This is a genomic window from Neobacillus sp. DHD-1R, assembly GCF_057747995.1.
Map to the genome: position 1 here is coordinate 4,091,920 of NZ_CM173232.1, position 16,164 is coordinate 4,108,083.

The 16,164-nt window shown below is 42.9% G+C and carries 6 protein-coding genes, 21 tRNA genes and 2 rRNA genes; 1 reads left to right on the forward strand and 28 read right to left on the reverse strand.

Annotated elements, in window-relative coordinates:
- Window positions 1-323: 323 nt before the first annotated feature.
- Window positions 324-1,262, forward strand: a complete 939-nt coding sequence (locus AC3ANL_RS20190) for a 1,4-dihydroxy-2-naphthoate polyprenyltransferase (protein WP_488326172.1) — start codon at window positions 324-326, stop codon at window positions 1,260-1,262.
- A gap of 34 nt (window positions 1,263-1,296) precedes the next feature.
- Here the strand turns inward: AC3ANL_RS20190 and AC3ANL_RS20195 are convergent, their stop codons facing one another.
- From AC3ANL_RS20195 to AC3ANL_RS20330, 28 genes are all read right to left on the reverse strand, one after another.
- The gene (locus AC3ANL_RS20195; RefSeq protein ID WP_488326173.1) at window positions 1,297-3,693 is read right to left on the reverse strand and encodes a glycogen/starch/alpha-glucan phosphorylase; all 2,397 of its coding nucleotides are present in this window, start codon (window positions 3,691-3,693) and stop codon (window positions 1,297-1,299) included.
- Window positions 3,683-5,134: a glycogen synthase GlgA gene (gene glgA, locus AC3ANL_RS20200; RefSeq protein WP_488326174.1), complete on the reverse strand. Its 1,452-nt coding sequence runs from the start codon at window positions 5,132-5,134 to the stop codon at window positions 3,683-3,685. Before glgA ends, AC3ANL_RS20195 begins: the two co-directional genes overlap by 11 nt.
- A complete protein-coding gene (locus AC3ANL_RS20205; RefSeq protein ID WP_488329784.1) occupies window positions 5,131-6,165 on the reverse strand; it encodes a GlgC family sugar phosphate nucleotidyltransferase in 1,035 nt (344 codons plus the stop codon). The genes glgA and AC3ANL_RS20205 overlap by 4 nt, the downstream gene beginning before the upstream one ends.
- A 59-nt stretch (window positions 6,166-6,224) precedes the next feature.
- Entirely contained in the window at window positions 6,225-7,370 is a 1,146-nt protein-coding gene (locus AC3ANL_RS20210; RefSeq protein WP_488326175.1) for a glucose-1-phosphate adenylyltransferase, read from the reverse strand.
- Window positions 7,318-9,261 (reverse strand): 1,4-alpha-glucan branching protein GlgB, encoded by a 1,944-nt coding sequence (glgB, locus tag AC3ANL_RS20215; RefSeq protein WP_488326176.1) that lies wholly within the window; start codon window positions 9,259-9,261, stop codon window positions 7,318-7,320. Before glgB ends, AC3ANL_RS20210 begins: the two co-directional genes overlap by 53 nt.
- A gap of 1,120 nt (window positions 9,262-10,381) precedes the next feature.
- A tRNA-Glu gene (locus AC3ANL_RS20220) sits at window positions 10,382-10,453 on the reverse strand.
- A gap of 10 nt (window positions 10,454-10,463) precedes the next feature.
- Window positions 10,464-10,554: transfer RNA gene (locus AC3ANL_RS20225), tRNA-Ser, on the reverse strand.
- 6 nt (window positions 10,555-10,560) lie between these two features.
- Window positions 10,561-10,635 (reverse strand) — tRNA-Asn (locus AC3ANL_RS20230).
- 13 nt (window positions 10,636-10,648) lie between these two features.
- Window positions 10,649-10,725: transfer RNA gene (locus AC3ANL_RS20235), tRNA-Ile, on the reverse strand.
- Window positions 10,726-10,732: 7 nt separating this feature from the next.
- Window positions 10,733-10,806 (reverse strand) — tRNA-Gly (locus AC3ANL_RS20240).
- Between the two features lie 17 nt (window positions 10,807-10,823).
- A tRNA-His gene (locus tag AC3ANL_RS20245) sits at window positions 10,824-10,899 on the reverse strand.
- Window positions 10,900-10,927: 28 nt separating this feature from the next.
- Window positions 10,928-11,003 (reverse strand) — tRNA-Phe (locus AC3ANL_RS20250).
- Window positions 11,004-11,112: 109 nt separating this feature from the next.
- Window positions 11,113-11,189: transfer RNA gene (locus tag AC3ANL_RS20255), tRNA-Asp, on the reverse strand.
- Window positions 11,190-11,192: 3 nt separating this feature from the next.
- Window positions 11,193-11,266 (reverse strand) — tRNA-Met (locus AC3ANL_RS20260).
- 18 nt (window positions 11,267-11,284) lie between these two features.
- A tRNA-Ser gene (locus tag AC3ANL_RS20265) sits at window positions 11,285-11,377 on the reverse strand.
- 19 nt (window positions 11,378-11,396) lie between these two features.
- Window positions 11,397-11,473, reverse strand: a tRNA-Ile gene (locus AC3ANL_RS20270).
- A 22-nt stretch (window positions 11,474-11,495) separates the two neighbouring features.
- Window positions 11,496-11,572 (reverse strand) — tRNA-Met (locus AC3ANL_RS20275).
- An 18-nt stretch (window positions 11,573-11,590) separates the two neighbouring features.
- Window positions 11,591-11,666: transfer RNA gene (locus tag AC3ANL_RS20280), tRNA-Ala, on the reverse strand.
- A gap of 18 nt (window positions 11,667-11,684) precedes the next feature.
- Window positions 11,685-11,761, reverse strand: a tRNA-Pro gene (locus tag AC3ANL_RS20285).
- Between the two features lie 6 nt (window positions 11,762-11,767).
- Window positions 11,768-11,841: transfer RNA gene (locus AC3ANL_RS20290), tRNA-Arg, on the reverse strand.
- Between the two features lie 18 nt (window positions 11,842-11,859).
- Window positions 11,860-11,948: transfer RNA gene (locus AC3ANL_RS20295), tRNA-Leu, on the reverse strand.
- 4 nt (window positions 11,949-11,952) lie between these two features.
- Window positions 11,953-12,027, reverse strand: a tRNA-Gly gene (locus tag AC3ANL_RS20300).
- Window positions 12,028-12,058: 31 nt separating this feature from the next.
- Window positions 12,059-12,140, reverse strand: a tRNA-Leu gene (locus AC3ANL_RS20305).
- 14 nt (window positions 12,141-12,154) lie between these two features.
- Window positions 12,155-12,230 (reverse strand) — tRNA-Lys (locus tag AC3ANL_RS20310).
- A 152-nt stretch (window positions 12,231-12,382) separates the two neighbouring features.
- A tRNA-Thr gene (locus AC3ANL_RS20315) sits at window positions 12,383-12,455 on the reverse strand.
- 174 nt (window positions 12,456-12,629) lie between these two features.
- Window positions 12,630-12,705: transfer RNA gene (locus AC3ANL_RS20320), tRNA-Val, on the reverse strand.
- A gap of 8 nt (window positions 12,706-12,713) precedes the next feature.
- A 5S ribosomal RNA gene (gene rrf / locus AC3ANL_RS20325) occupies window positions 12,714-12,830 on the reverse strand.
- A gap of 253 nt (window positions 12,831-13,083) precedes the next feature.
- Window positions 13,084-16,019: ribosomal RNA gene (locus AC3ANL_RS20330) — 23S ribosomal RNA — on the reverse strand.
- Between the last annotated feature and the right edge of the window lie 145 nt (window positions 16,020-16,164).

Below are 16,164 nucleotides of genomic sequence, written 5' to 3' on the forward strand. Positions count from 1 at the left end.
ACTGTTGTCCATTCATTTATAAGCTTATTTTAAGATACTACTCCTATTGTAAATAAGTCAATAATACTTGTCACTACTTATCCAGCTTTATTCCTTATTATATATAAAAAACTCTACTTTAAAGGTTGGAACGACTTCACTACTTTCATTTTCCCACAAACGATACAAAAATAATCGAGCAGGTATTATCTTCTAATTTTGAAAACAAAAATTAATTGACACTATAACTTGATTTACATACACTTAAGGTTGGGAATAAACCATAAAAGTTAATAGATTTGGCTTACTATAGAGAATAAATAGAGAAAAGGGGAGAGAATCGTATGCAGTCAAATTTACAGCATAGTTCTAAGCCTGCGGTTGAATCCAATCAAGGCTTTCAAGTTTGGTGGAAAATGACACGACCTCATACACTAACGGCTTCATTTGTACCAGTTTTACTTGGTACAGCATTAGCTCTTAAATATGAAAAGGTCCATATTGGACTATTTATTGCGATGCTGGTTGCCAGTATGTTAATACAAGCGGCAACGAATATGTTTAATGAATACTTTGATTTTAAACGAGGGCTTGACACCGAACATTCTGTCGGGATAGGTGGAACAATAGTCCGGGATGGCATCAAACCTAAAACCGTCATCACACTTGCTTTTGTTTTTTACCTGGTCGCTTTATTATTAGGAGTATATATTTGTGCGAATAGCAGCTGGTGGTTGGCCCTAGTTGGACTAGTCTGTATGGCTGTTGGCTATTTTTATACAGGCGGACCCGTTCCGATCGCCTACACACCTTTTGGTGAAATTTTATCCGGTTTCTTTATGGGCATGCTCATTATTTTAATCTCCTTCTTTATTCAAACTGGAACCGTTGATAGTACCAGCATACTTGTCTCCGTCCCAAGTATGATTTTAGTCGGCATGATTATGATGTCTAATAACATCCGTGATCTGGATGGCGATAAAGAAAATGGTCGAAAGACAGTCGCAATCCTGTTAGGAAAACGAAAAGCCATTTATCTACTGGCTGGGATGTTTACCATATCATATCTTTGGATAGTAGGCCTTATTGTCAGTGACGTGGCCCCTATTTGGACCGCTCTTGTCATTTTAAGTATCCCTAAACCAATGAAAGCCATTAAAGGATTTATTGAAAATAATGTACCACTTAAAATGGCGCCTGCCATGATTGCAACAGCACAGACTAATACGATTTTTGGACTTTTACTTGCGATCGGCATATTTATTGGACATTTTGCTTCGTAATAAAAAAGCTTCTGCCAACTAGGCAGAAGCTTTTTTAGTTAAATGATTTAATTCCCCAAATTCCTTCAGCATATTCTTGGATAGTACGGTCACTTGAAAAATAACCGGCATGAGCAATATTGGCTAAACTCATTTTTTGCCATTTTTGTTTATCTGTAAATATTTCACCAATCGACCGTTGAGTGTCAGCATAGGAGGCAAAATCCTTTAAAACAAAATATTGATCATTTTCTTCCAATAAAGAATCAAATATTGGTTCAAACTCATTATAAACACCTGGAAAAAATCCATTTACCAGCTGGTCGACGGCCTGTCTAATTCGATAGTCATGATGATAGTACTCTAACGAATGATAGCCGCCATGCTGATAATAATGAAGAACTTCCTCTGCTGTTAATCCAAATGTAAAAATATTTGAAGATCCAACTAATTCTTGAATTTCAATGTTCGCTCCATCTAAGGTACCAACCGTTAAGGCCCCATTGATCATAAATTTCATGTTTCCTGTACCCGATGCTTCTTTACTTGCCGTGGAAATTTGTTCACTCACATCCGAGGCAGGAAAGATTTTTTCCGCTAAGGAAACACGATAATTTTCAAGGAAAATCACCTTCATTTTATCCCCAACTTGGGGATCATGGTTAATCTTTTCCGCAACGGTGTTAATCAATTTAATTATTTTTTTTGCATAATAATAACCTGGTGAAGCTTTTGCTCCAAAAATAAACACCCTGGGAACCATGGCATAGCTGGAATCCTCTTTAATTCGGTTATACAAATGCATAATGTGCAAAACATTCAACAGCTGCCGTTTATAGGCATGGAGTCGTTTAACCTGAACATCAAATATTGCCCCAGTATCAACAGCCACACCCGTCTTATCCAAAATAATCTCAGCAAGCCGTTGTTTATTTTCATTTTTTATCAATAAAAGTTGTTCTAAAAAGGCAGAATCATTTTGGTATTTCAGTAACTGGCTAAGCTCCATAGCTGAATAGGTCCAGCCAGGTCCAATTGAGTCTGTAATAAGTGAAGACAATTTGGGATTTGCCTTTAACAGCCAGCGCCGATAGGCGATTCCGTTCGTTTTATTGTTAAATTTCTCTGGAAACAACTGATAAAATTGATTCATCTCTCGTTTCTTTAAAATTTCCGTATGTAGCTTTGCTACACCATTCACACTAAAGCTGCCAACGATTGCTAAGTGGGCCATTTTTACAAAATTATCGGCTAGGATTGCGAGTTGTGCAATTCTTTGCCAATCCCCTGGAGTCTGGTCCCATAGTTCCTGACAAAAGCGCTCATTAATTTCTTCCACAATCATATAGATCCTTGGAAGTAACGGACGAAAAATATGAATCGGCCATTTTTCTAACGCTTCCGATAACGTCGTGTGATTGGTATATGAAATGGTATGTTTCGTGATGTGCCAGGCCTGCTCCCACTCGTACCCTTCCTCATCAATGAGGATTCTCATTAGTTCTGGGATCGCCAGTACGGGGTGGGTATCATTTATATGAATGCAAACATGTTCATGGAGTTGTTTTAAACTAGCATGTTGTTTCCGATAGGTTCTTAAAATGGATTGAATACTTGCTGAAACCAAAAAGTACTGTTGCTTTAGCCGCAAAATCTTCCCTTCATCATGGGTATCATCAGGATATAAAAACTCCGAAATGGATTCTGTTTCGCGCTTATAGGTTAAAATATCAGCATGAAAGGGAAATTGTGAGGGCTCGGCATTCCAAAGCCTAAGCGTGTTAACGGTTTTGGATTTATATCCGATCACAGGCATATCATGCGGAACAGCCGTAACAGTTTCAGCGTTCAAATGATGAAAGACAAGACGCTCATTTTCCACCCTTGCTTCTACCTTCCCCCAAAAGGGAATTTTAACGGCACTATCGAGTTTACGAATTTCCCAAACGTTGCCGCTCCGGAGCCACTGTTCAGGCAGCTCCACTTGATAGCCATCAACAATTTTCTGTTCAAACAATCCATGTTTATAACGAATACCATGGCCATGACCAGGGAGATTCAGCGATGCTAGTGAATCTAGAAAACAGGCGGCTAGCCTCCCTAGCCCGCCATTTCCTAAACCTGCATCCGCTTCTAATTCTTCCAATCCATCCAAGTCTATTCCCAATTCCTGAAGTCCAGCTTGTACGGTTTCTTCAACACCTAAGTTAATTAAATTTTGCCTGAGCAGTTTCCCTAATAAATACTCAATCGAAAGATAATAAACCTGTTTCCCTTCGGCGGCAAGATATCGTTCATTTGTGCTAATCCAATCATTACTTACAAATTCACGAATCATGCTGCCAAGTGTTTGATACTGGTCCCGTGGAGAACTTTCCGAAAAACTCTTCCCACATAACATCTCAAGTCTTTTCAGAAAGGTCTTCTTAAACTCGAGTTTACTAGAAAACATGTGTTTCACTCCTTGAGACGAGTTCTGCATATAGCTGATTATAACTAAATGCGGATTGAGCCCAGCTATAATCCATTCCCATTGCCTGTTTCACAATTGACTCCCACACCTCATTGTCATGATAAAAGCTGATCGCCCTTTGAATAGTAAAGAGCATATCGTGGGCATTAAAGTTTCGGAAGGAGAAGCCATTTCCTTCCCCAGTGTACTCATTCCACGCCTGTATTGTATCGTTTAAGCCCCCTGTCTCACGAACAATCGGGATCGCACCATACTTCATTGCAATCAACTGTCCAAGACCGCATGGTTCAAATTGAGATGGCATCAAAAACATATCAGCGGCAGCATACAGCTTATGAGCTAGTTCCTCATTAAAACCAGTATGAACCTTAAGCTTTTCAGGATATACACGGGCAGCGTGCCTAAAATGTTCTTCGTACTCGTAATCGCCTGTACCGAGTATGATGACCTGAACGTCTTCTTGCAGTATTTCCCGAAGGACACATTTGACAAGATCAAGTCCCTTTTGTCTAGTGAGTCTTGATATCATTACAATCATAGGAGTAGCAGCAGTTTGCGGCAAACCAAACTGCTTTTGAATCTCTCGTTTATTTATACCTTTTTTTGAATAAGTTTCTGCTTTATAGGTTTGATAAATGAGTGGGTCGGTGGCTGGATTATAAAAGTCTTCATCAATGCCATTTAATATTCCACTAATGTCTTCTTTTCTACTTCGCAACAGACCATCTAATTTTTCTCCGTAAACAGGCGTTTGAATTTCTTCCTTGTAAGTTGGACTCACGGTCGTTATTTTATCAGCTGCTACAAGAGCACCTTTCATAAAATTAATATTCCCAAAAAACTCTAAATGGCCCGCGTGAAAAGATTGATAGTCTAATCCCAACAAATCACTCAGTACCTCTTTCGGAAAAATCCCTTGAAACTGCAAATTGTGAATGGTAAATACGGTACGAATCAGCCCGTACCCTCTTCGCTTGTAATATTCCGTTCTTAATAAAAAGGGAATCATGGCTGTATGCCAATCATGGCAATGCAGTACATCTGGGAAGAAGTTCAGTTGGGCTAAAGTCTCAAGAATTGCCCGATTAAAATAGGCAAATCTTTCTCCATCATCGAAATAGCCGTATAGATTATCCCGTTTAAAATAGTATTCATTATCAACGAAATAATAGGTCACACCCTGATGACTAAGTTCCTCAATCCCACAATATTGATTTCGCCAACCAACCGATACCGTAAATTCTTTAATTTTTTTCATTTTTTGTTTAAATTCTTCGGATATGGTTCCATATTTAGGAAGAATGACCCTTACATCTGTTCCCTGGTTTGTTAATTCTTTTGGAAGGGAACCAGCCACATCGGCAAGTCCCCCAGATTTTGCAAATGGTCCACATTCTGAAACAGCAAATAATATTTTCACGAGTTCATCAACGCTCCTTGTTTCGTTCCTTTACGAATGACATAAGGAGCACGAGCAGTTCCCGTCAGACGAATTCCTGCTTCCACCTTTACATCTTTGTCTAAAATAACAGAATCTAAATAGCAATTCTCTTCTATTTGACACTTTTGCATAATAATACAGTTCTTAATGACGGCCCCTTTACCAATTTTCACTCCCCGAGAGACAATACTATTTTCCACCTTACCACTGATTAAGCAGCCATTAGCAATCATGGAATTTTGTACAAAGGATTCTTTTAGATACTTGGTTGGAGGTTCATCCTTTACCTTCGTAAAGATTGGCTGATCTTTTAAAAATAATTGTTTCCATATATCGGGATCGAGCAATTTCATACTAGTTGAAAAATAATTTTCAATCGAATCTATCATCATGGCATAGCCATTGTAGTCATAGTGACATTTTAAATATGGGTTATGAATATCTGTTACAACGTCTTGCATACAGGTATAGCCTGTTTCATGCCTTGTTTCAATTAGCTTTATCAACAAGGAAGTTTTAATTAAATACATTTCCATTGAGCGTCCATCCTGGTGATGGATTTCAGTAATATCACAGGCTTCCTGACTATGCCAGTTTAAGATTGGCCTAAAATTCATATTAAATATCGTATAACAATTAGCGATTATCGCATACTCTTGGGTACTACGATAAAAGTAGTCCATATTAGCAGCAAAATGTTCAAACGAACCAATTTTATTGCCGTCGTTATCAACAATTGGTGATGGAAAAAAGAAAAGTCCATCCCGCTTTCGATTTAGATCCCAGTTTTTTCCTGAACCCAGGTGATCCATTAAGGAGCGATACTGCATTTTTGGAAAAATAGCCACACTCCGAATTCCTGAATTCACCATATTTGATAAAACAAAATCGATAATTCTGTACCGCCCGCCAAAAGGCAGTGCCGCCAATGACCGATGTATTAATAGATCTTCTAAGTCTTCATGATAGGTCGTGGCATCTATGACACCTAGTAGGTTTTTCAATCCGATTCCCCCTGTTATTCTATTAAAATAGCTTGATTCATTGCTACAATTCTTCAGCTATTATTCTAAAATGCTGGAAATAGCCCGCCCAGCATTTCTTCCGTTACGAGAATAATTTCATCATCAAAAGAACGAATCACTGTTCCATCTGGAATCGTTACATCAGGTGGAACAATTGCTTTTTCAATCAAACAATTTTCGCCAATGGTGGCATCCGGCATAATTACCGATTCTTTGACGATACTTTTCTTTCCGACAGATACACCCTGAAATAAAACCGATTTATCGATCTTACCTTCAATAGTACAACCTTCATTAATCAGCGACTCTTTTACAATGGCCTCTGGAGATAGATACTGCGGGGGCTGATTAGGATTAACAGAATAAATTCTCCAGTCATGTTCAAACAAATCTAGCTCACATTTCTCATCTAATAAATCCATATTTGCTTCCCATAGACTTTGAACTGTGCCAACATCTTTCCAGTATCCTTTAAACGGATAAGCAAATAATTTCTTCTTTTCTTCCAAAAGCAATGGGATGACATCTTTGCCGAAATCATGGCTAGAGCTAGGATTCCGTTCATCCATTTCTAAATATTCTTTCAATATATTCCAACTAAAAATATAAATGCCCATCGATGCAAGATTATTTTTTGGATTACTCGGTTTTTCATCAAATTCGGTAATTCTCATATCCTCATTTGTATTCATAATGCCAAACCGACTCGCTTCAACCCATGGTACTTCTATTAACGAAATCGTAACATCTGCTCTTTTTTCAATATGATACTCCAGCATACTCTCGTAATTCATTTTGTATATATGGTCACCTGAAAGAATCAATACATATTCTGGTTGATATTGCTTCAAATAATTTAAGTTTTGATAGATGGCACTAGCAGTTCCAGTGTACCATTTCACTTCCGATGACTCACTGTACGGGGGGAGAACGGTTACTCCACCATCTTTACGGTCGAGATCCCACGCACTGCCAATTCCAATATAGGAATTCAAAAGGAGGGGCTGGTACTGTGTTAGCACCCCTACTGTATCAATTCCTGAATTCGCACAATTGCTCAATGTAAAGTCGATAATTCGGTACTTTCCTCCAAAAGGAACTGCTGGTTTCGCTAAATCCCTTGTCAGCGAATTAAGCCTACTTCCTTTCCCTCCTGCTAATAGCATGGCTACGCACTTTTTCTTTCCCATTTCCCTTTCGCTCCTTTCGTTTTTTAACTGGTCGAATGATTTGAAATCCAAACGGAGGAATCGCAATTTCTATTGAAGAAGGTTGATTATGAAAAGGTTCTTCTATCGCCAAAATGATTTTTTTATTTATCATTCCAGATCCGCCGAAATCCTCATGATCACTATTAAAAATTTCCCGATACTCCCCTGCTTTCGGAACACCGATTTTATAAACTGGATAGGTCACACCCGTGAAATTGCAGACCATGACCAAATGCTCCTCTTCTTTTTTCCCTTTTCGTATGAATGAGAAAATAGATTGACTGCTGTTGTTTACATCGATCCATTCAAACCCCTCATGCAGATGGTCTAATTCATAAAGTGCCTTCGACCGTTTGTAAAGTTTCGTTAATACTTTTACATATGTGTTAATATTGCGGTGCATGTCATATTCCAATAAATTCCAATCTAATTGTTCTTTGTCCTTCCACTCTGAAAACTGTCCTAGTTCAAACCCCATAAATAAAAGTTTCTTACCAGGGTGTGCAAACATATAACCAAGTAACAACCTAAGCTGGGCAAACTTCTCCCAATAATCCCCTGGCATTTTATCTAACAGCGACTTTTTCCCATGGACCACTTCATCATGAGAAAACGGCAGCATGAAGTTTTCTAAAAAGGCATATAAAAGTGAAAAAGTAACCTTTGAATGGACCTTTGCTCTCCCATATGGCGGGGTTTCCATGTATTCAAGCATGTCATTCATCCACCCCATATTCCATTTGTAATCAAAACCAAGACCGCCGTAGCGAACTGGTGTAGTTACTTGAGGGAATTCAGTAGAATCTTCACCAATCATTAAAAAGTGGGGGTCGTATTCATGGACTTCTTCATTTAATTTTTTCAAAAACTGAATTCCAAAAGGGTTTTCGCGCTTTCCGTCCGTGGCATTCGGCCAATAAATAATATTGGCAACCGCATCCATCCGAAATCCATCAATATGGAAATAGTCAATCCAATAGAGGGCATTAGAGATAAGGAAGCTTTGTACCTCACCTTTGCCTAAATCAAAATTAGCGGTTCCCCATATTACATTTTCTCTATCATGAACATAGCTATAGGAGTATATATGTGTTCCATCAAACCGATAGAGACCGTGTGCATCTTTACAAAAATGCCCCGGGACCCAGTCAAGAATGACACCGATTCCTTGCTGATGACACTGATCCACAAAATATCTGAAGTCATCGGGTGTACCATATCTGGACGTCACTGAAAAATAACCAGTTCCTTGATATCCCCATGAAGCATCTAGCGGGTGTTCGACAATCGGTAATATTTCGATATGAGTAAACCCAAGCTCCAATACATATGGTATAAGCTCGGAGGCCAATTCCTTATAGGTTAAATAACTGCCATCCGCCTTCTTTTTCCAAGAACCAAGATGGACCTCATATATAATCGCTGGATCTGATAAAACATTCATTTTCTCTCTTCTGTTTATCCAGTGAAGGTCTTGCCACTCATAATTGTTTAAGGAATAGACAATTGAGGCCGTATGGGGTCTTAATTCCGAGTAAAAAGCAAATGGATCTGCCTTAAGGAGCTTTTCACCAAAATGAGTCATTATTTCATACTTGTAAATGGTTCCTTCTAAGTCTTGATTTATTACTATAATCCAGACTCCCTCTTCATTAACCTTTTGTAGATCATATCCTTCACCATTCCAATTATTAAAATTGCCTACGAGCCTCACCTGTGCGGCATTTGGGGCCCATACACAAAATCGTGTATATACTTGATTGGAATCCTTAAAGATATGAGCGCCAAAAAGCTGATGACTGTGGAAGTAGCTACCTTCATGAAATAAGTGCAGCTGATAATCTGTTGGAAATAAGGTATTCACTGTCATGGCTCTCCTCATCCTCAATGAAAATATGTACTTCTTTGACCAATTATAAATGGTATTGAATCATATGCCTCAGAAAACTTTTTTATCTTTTCTGACAATAAATGAGGTATGTTGTCACCAAAGGACTTTTTCTGACAATTTCCGACACTATACGACCGAATTTTCACCATCAATCGACAGAAAGATATAAAGTTTTTTTGAAAATTTAAGTGATTTTCAAGCAAAAAAATTATTTAAACATTAATAAAATGAACGTCATAAAGTTAAGGGAATTAGCAGAAATGTAAGCGGTACCAACAAGAAACTCAAAATAAACAACGTTGAAAATATTATATTAACATAATGAATAACCAACGGTTGTAAACGCTTTTCTTAAAGGCTTGGCAAGGGGTGCATATAGAACTAATTTGAAGCTGTCTTTAAGGACGAGACAGGGTCTTTGGATCCTCATAATTGATGGGCAGCATCGCTTGTGTGTGTCGATGCTACTGTTTCTGGTTGTGAGTTTAGATGGGAGTAGGTGGCGACCTGGGTATTTCGAAGCGGGGCTTGCAATATTGATTTTGAGGGATAATATGGGTTCTAGGAGACATTAAACAGGCTATTTGGTGCTTGAGTTGTTGATTGCAGCTGCGGCTACGGCAGTGATTTTTGGGAGCCACGGTCGTTTATCAGGGCTATTAGCGACCGGCGGCTGAAATTTTTAGGGGCTCCAGTCGTTTATATGTGCTATTGGCGACCGGCGGCAGTGATTTTTGGGGACTACGGTCGTTTATCAGGGCTATTGGCGACCGGCGGTAGTGATTTTTGGGAGCCACGGTCGTTTATGAGGTCTATTGACGACCCCCGGAGGCAATTTTTTGGGACTACGGTCGTTTATCAGGGCTATTGGCGACCGGCGGCAGTGATTTTTGGGAGCCACGGTCGTTTATCAGGGCTTTTGACGACCCCCAGCGGCGTTATTTTATTGCAATGGTCGTTTATCCAGGACTATTAACGCCTGGCTTCTCTTTTTTAATGTACCCAGTCGTTAATGAGTTCTTATCATTAAAATAAAAACAGCGATAAGATAAATTTGTATAAAAAAAAACTGATAACAGATTGTTATCAGTTCTTTATATGACCCCTACGGGACTCGAACCCGTGTTACCTCCGTGAAAGGGAGGTGTCTTAACCGCTTGACCAAGGGGCCATTTATTTTATGGCGGAGAAGGAGGGATTTGAACCCTCGCGCCGGTCACCCGACCTACACCCTTAGCAGGGGCGCCTCTTCAGCCACTTGAGTACTTCCCCATAATTTGGCTCCGCAGGTAGGACTCGAACCTACGACCGATCGGTTAACAGCCGATAGCTCTACCACTGAGCTACTGCGGAAAAATAATATTTATGGTGGGCCTAAATGGACTCGAACCATCGACCTCACGCTTATCAGGCGTGCGCTCTAACCAGCTGAGCTATAGGCCCAAGAATTTGGAGCGGGTGATGGGAATCGAACCCACTACATCAGCTTGGAAGGCTGAGGTTTTACCAGTAAACTACACCCGCAAAACAATTTTTTATAATGGGGCGGCTGATGGGAATCGAACCCACGAATGCCTGAACCACAATCAGGTGCGTTAACCACTTCGCCACAGCCGCCACAATAAAAAACTATTTAATTGAAAAATGGTGGCTCAGGACGGAATCGAACCGCCGACACAAGGATTTTCAGTCCTTTGCTCTACCGACTGAGCTACTGAGCCAACATATTACTCTTACCTACAAGAAAATTGAGGTAGGACCTTTGCTGCAGAAGCTAATTCAATGATGTGAACAATCTGTTCTACTAACTTAAGCTACTGTGCAATAAAATGGCGGTCTGGACGGGACTCGAACCCGCGACCTCCTGCGTGACAGGCAGGCATTCTAACCAACTGAACTACCAGACCATATTGCGGGGACAGGATTTGAACCTGTGACCTTCGGGTTATGAGCCCGACGAGCTACCAGACTGCTCCACCCCGCGACAATAATAATAAATATATGGAGGAGGAAGAGGGATTCGAACCCCCGCGCGGTATGACCCGCCTGTCGGTTTTCAAGACCGATCCCTTCAGCCAGACTTGGGTATTCCTCCGTGTTAAATATAAAATTACTGGTGGACCTTGTAGGACTCGAACCTACGACCGGACGGTTATGAGCCGTCTGCTCTAACCAGCTGAGCTAAAGGTCCAAGTTGAAGTTCATTTATAAAATGGTAGCGGCGGAGGGGATCGAACCCCCGACCTTACGGGTATGAACCGTACGCTCTAGCCAGCTGAGCTACACCGCCAAATATCAAATTATTTTATGGTGGAGTCTAGGGGGATCGAACCCCTGACCTCCTGCGTGCAAAGCAGGCGCTCTCCCAGCTGAGCTAAGACCCCATAAAGGAATGAATTGAATGGTCGGGAAGACAGGATTCGAACCTGCGACCCCTTGGTCCCAAACCAAGTGCTCTACCAAGCTGAGCTACTTCCCGTAAAAATGCGCCCTGAGAGATTCGAACTCCCGACCTTTTGATTCGTAGTCAAACACTCTATCCAGCTGAGCTAAGGGCGCATATAACTTTATTGTAAATGGTGCCGAGGACCGGAATCGAACCGGTACGGTAGTCACCTACCGCAGGATTTTAAGTCCTGTGCGTCTGCCAGTTCCGCCACCCCGGCATTTTGGAGCGGAAGACGGGATTCGAACCCGCGACCCCCACCTTGGCAAGGTGATGTTCTACCACTGAACTACTTCCGCATTATGTTATTTGCTATTGCAAAAATCTTGATGCGGGTGAAGGGAGTCGAACCCCCACGCCTTGCGGCGCCAGATCCTAAGTCTGGTGCGTCTGCCAATTCCGCCACACCCGCATATAAATTTATTATGGTGAGCCATGAAGGACTCGAACCTTCGACCCTCTGATTAAAAGTCAGATGCTCTACCAACTGAGCTAATGGCTCGTACTAATATAATACACTAATCACTTATTTCGCCGGATGCCCACACCTCAGTAAGCTTATTCAAGCAGCAACTCGGCGTGTGCCCTGAAGCTGTTTCATAGAAGCTTACTCGAACGTGCTCTACCAACTGAGCTAATGGCTCGTACTAAAGGTGCCGGCGAGAGGACTTGAACCCCCAACCTACTGATTACAAGTCAGTTGCTCTACCAATTGAGCTACCCCGGCATGTAGTTTGGAAAATTATTAAGTTTGAACACGCTGTTCTTGTTGCCGTCATCCTGACCTCAGAATGAATATTCAAGCAGCTACTCGGTCAGTATGCTGAAGTTTTTTCAGGAAGCATATTCGGTCGTACTCTACAAATTGAGCTACCCCGGCAAACAGATTGAAAATTTATTATGGTGGAGGATGACGGGATCGAACCGCCGACCCTCTGCTTGTAAGGCAGATGCTCTCCCAGCTGAGCTAATCCTCCATATAACAGCCTGGCAACGTCCTACTCTCACAGGGACGCGTGTCCCAACTACCATCGGCGCTGAGAAGCTTAACTTCCGTGTTCGGTATGGGAACGGGTGTGACCTTCTCGCCTTAATTACCAGACTATTTATTCGACACTATTTTATTATAATGTCTTTTTTATATTTTTCAAGAGGAAATTTAAATTTTTTCATTCCCTCAAAACTAAATAATCTAGAAGAAGTGTTGTAAAACTCAAGTTCGCTTTAAAAATTGTCCAGCTGCGGCTCCTAACTTCTCGGCCGTTTCGATCCGTCCCTTCAAATCCAAAACCAGGATTTGCAGTGCCGGCTCTCCAACGTCTGTCGAAGTTGACCAGTCGCCTCCGCTTTTCTATTTGGTTAAGTCCTCGAACGATTAGTATCAGTCAGCTCCACATGTCGCCACGCTTCCACCTCTGACCTATCAACCTGATCATCTTTCAGGGTTCTTACTAGCTTGACGCTATGGGAAATCTCATCTTGAGGGGGGCTTCATGCTTAGATGCTTTCAGCACTTATCCCGTCCGCACATAGCTACCCAGCGATGCCTTTGGCAAGACAACTGGTACACCAGCGGTGCGTCCATCCCGGTCCTCTCGTACTAAGGACAGCTCCTCTCAAATTTCCTGCGCCCACGACGGATAGGGACCGAACTGTCTCACGACGTTCTGAACCCAGCTCGCGTACCGCTTTAATGGGCGAACAGCCCAACCCTTGGGACCGACTACAGCCCCAGGATGCGATGAGCCGACATCGAGGTGCCAAACCTCCCCGTCGATGTGGACTCTTGGGGGAGATAAGCCTGTTATCCCCGGGGTAGCTTTTATCCGTTGAGCGATGGCCCTTCCATGCGGAACCACCGGATCACTAAGCCCGACTTTCGTCCCTGCTCGACTTGTAGGTCTCGCAGTCAAGCTCCCTTGTGCCTTTACACTCTACGAATGATTTCCAACCATTCTGAGGGAACCTTTGGGCGCCTCCGTTACTCTTTAGGAGGCGACCGCCCCAGTCAAACTGCCCACCTGACACTGTCTCCCACCCCGATCAGGGGTGCGGGTTAGAATTTCAATACAGCCAGGGTAGTATCCCACCGACGCCTCCACCGAAGCTAGCGCTCCGGCTTCTCAGGCTCCTACCTATCCTGTACAAGCTGTACCAAAATTCAATATCAGGCTACAGTAAAGCTCCACGGGGTCTTTCCGTCCTGTCGCGGGTAACCTGCATCTTCACAGGTACTATAATTTCACCGAGTCTCTCGTTGAGACAGTGCCCAGATCGTTACGCCTTTCGTGCGGGTCGGAACTTACCCGACAAGGAATTTCGCTACCTTAGGACCGTTATAGTTACGGCCGCCGTTTACTGGGGCTTCGATTCAGAGCTTCGCTTGCGCTAACCCCTCCTCTTAACCTTCCAGCACCGGGCAGGCGTCAGCCCCTATACTTCGCCTTGCGGCTTCGCAGAGACCTGTGTTTTTGCTAAACAGTCGCCTGGGCCTATTCACTGCGGCTCTTCGAGGCTATTCACCCCAAAGAGCACCCCTTCTCCCGAAGTTACGGGGTCATTTTGCCGAGTTCCTTAACGAGAGTTCTCTCGCTCACCTTAGGATTCTCTCCTCGCCTACCTGTGTCGGTTTGCGGTACGGGCACCTTTTATCTCGCTAGAGGCTTTTCTTGGCAGTGTGGAATCAGGAACTTCGGTACTAAATTTCCCTCGCTGTCACAGCTCAGCCTTCACGGTAAGCGGATTTTCCTACTTACCAGCCTAACTGCTTAGACGCGCATATCCAACAGCGCGCTTACCCTATCCTCCTGCGTCCCCCCATCACTCAAACGATAAAGAGGTGGTACAGGAATATCAACCTGTTGTCCATCGCCTACGCCTTTCGGCCTCGGCTTAGGTCCCGACTAACCCTGAGCGGACGAGCCTTCCTCAGGAAACCTTAGGCATTCGGTGGATGAGATTCTCACTCATCTTTCGCTACTCATACCGGCATTCTCACTTCTAAGCGCTCCACCAGTCCTTACGGTCTAGCTTCAACGCCCTTAGAACGCTCTCCTACCACTGACATCGTTGATGTCAATCCACAGCTTCGGTGATACGTTTAGCCCCGGTACATTTTCGGCGCAGAGTCACTCGACCAGTGAGCTATTACGCACTCTTTAAATGGTGGCTGCTTCTAAGCCAACATCCTGGTTGTCTAAGCAACTCCACATCCTTTTCCACTTAACGTATACTTTGGGACCTTAGCTGGTGGTCTGGGCTGTTTCCCTTTTGACTACGGATCTTATCACTCGCAGTCTGACTCCCACGGATAAGTCTTTGGCATTCGGAGTTTGTCTGAATTCGGTAACCCGATGAGGGCCCCTAGTCCAAACAGTGCTCTACCTCCAAGACTCTTACTACGTGAGGCTAGCCCTAAAGCTATTTCGGAGAGAACCAGCTATCTCCAAGTTCGATTGGAATTTCTCCGCTACCCACACCTCATCCCCGCACTTTTCAACGTGCGTGGGTTCGGGCCTCCATCCAGTGTTACCTGGACTTCACCCTGGACATGGGTAGATCACCTGGTTTCGGGTCTACGACCACATACTCATTCGCCCTATTCAGACTCGCTTTCGCTGCGGCTCCGTCTCTTCAACTTAACCTTGCATGGGATCGTAACTCGCCGGTTCATTCTACAAAAGGCACGCCATCACCCATTAACGGGCTCTGACTACTTGTAGGCACACGGTTTCAGGAACTATTTCACTCCCCTTCCGGGGTGCTTTTCACCTTTCCCTCACGGTACTGGTTCACTATCGGTCACTAGGGAGTATTTAGCCTTGGGAGATGGTCCTCCCTGCTTCCGACCGGATTTCTCGTGTCCGGCCGTACTCAGGATCCACTCAGGAGGGAACGAAGTTTCAACTACAGGGTTTTTACCTTCTATGACGGACCTTTCCAGATCGCTTCATCTACCCCGTTCCTTTGTAACTCCATGTTGAGTGTCCTACAACCCCAAGAGGCAAGCCTCTTGGTTTGGGCTATGTCCCGTTTCGCTCGCCGCTACTCAGGGAATCGCGTTTGCTTTCTCTTCCTCCGGGTACTTAGATGTTTCAGTTCCCCGGGTATGCCATCCATACCCTATGTATTCAGGTAAAGATACTACTCCATTACGAGCAGTGGGTTTCCCCATTCGGAAATCTCCGGATCAAAGCTTACTTACAGCTCCCCGAAGCATATCGGTGTTAGTCCCGTCCTTCATCGGCTCCTAGTGCCAAGGCATTCACCGTGCGCCCTTTCTAACTTAACCTAAAAGGTTTGTTTCTCTTAATAAATAAGAGAGAAAACTAAAATGGCGATTACTCGATGTTTTACTTGCTTCTTCTTACGATTATCTAGTTTTCAAAGAACGAATGTTTCGAGAGATTGTACTCTCAAAACTAAACAAACAAAAA

Bases quoted from the DNA above. Each gene is read 5' to 3' on its own strand.
- glgB (WP_488326176.1), bottom strand. From the start codon at position 9,261: ATGACAGTGAATACCTTATTTCCAACAGATTATCAGCTGCACTTATTT.
- AC3ANL_RS20195 (WP_488326173.1), bottom strand. From the start codon at position 3,693: ATGTTTTCTAGTAAACTCGAGTTTAAGAAGACCTTTCTGAAAAGACTT.
- AC3ANL_RS20210 (WP_488326175.1), bottom strand. From the start codon at position 7,370: ATGGGAAAGAAAAAGTGCGTAGCCATGCTATTAGCAGGAGGGAAAGGA.
- AC3ANL_RS20190 (WP_488326172.1), top strand. From the start codon at position 324: ATGCAGTCAAATTTACAGCATAGTTCTAAGCCTGCGGTTGAATCCAAT.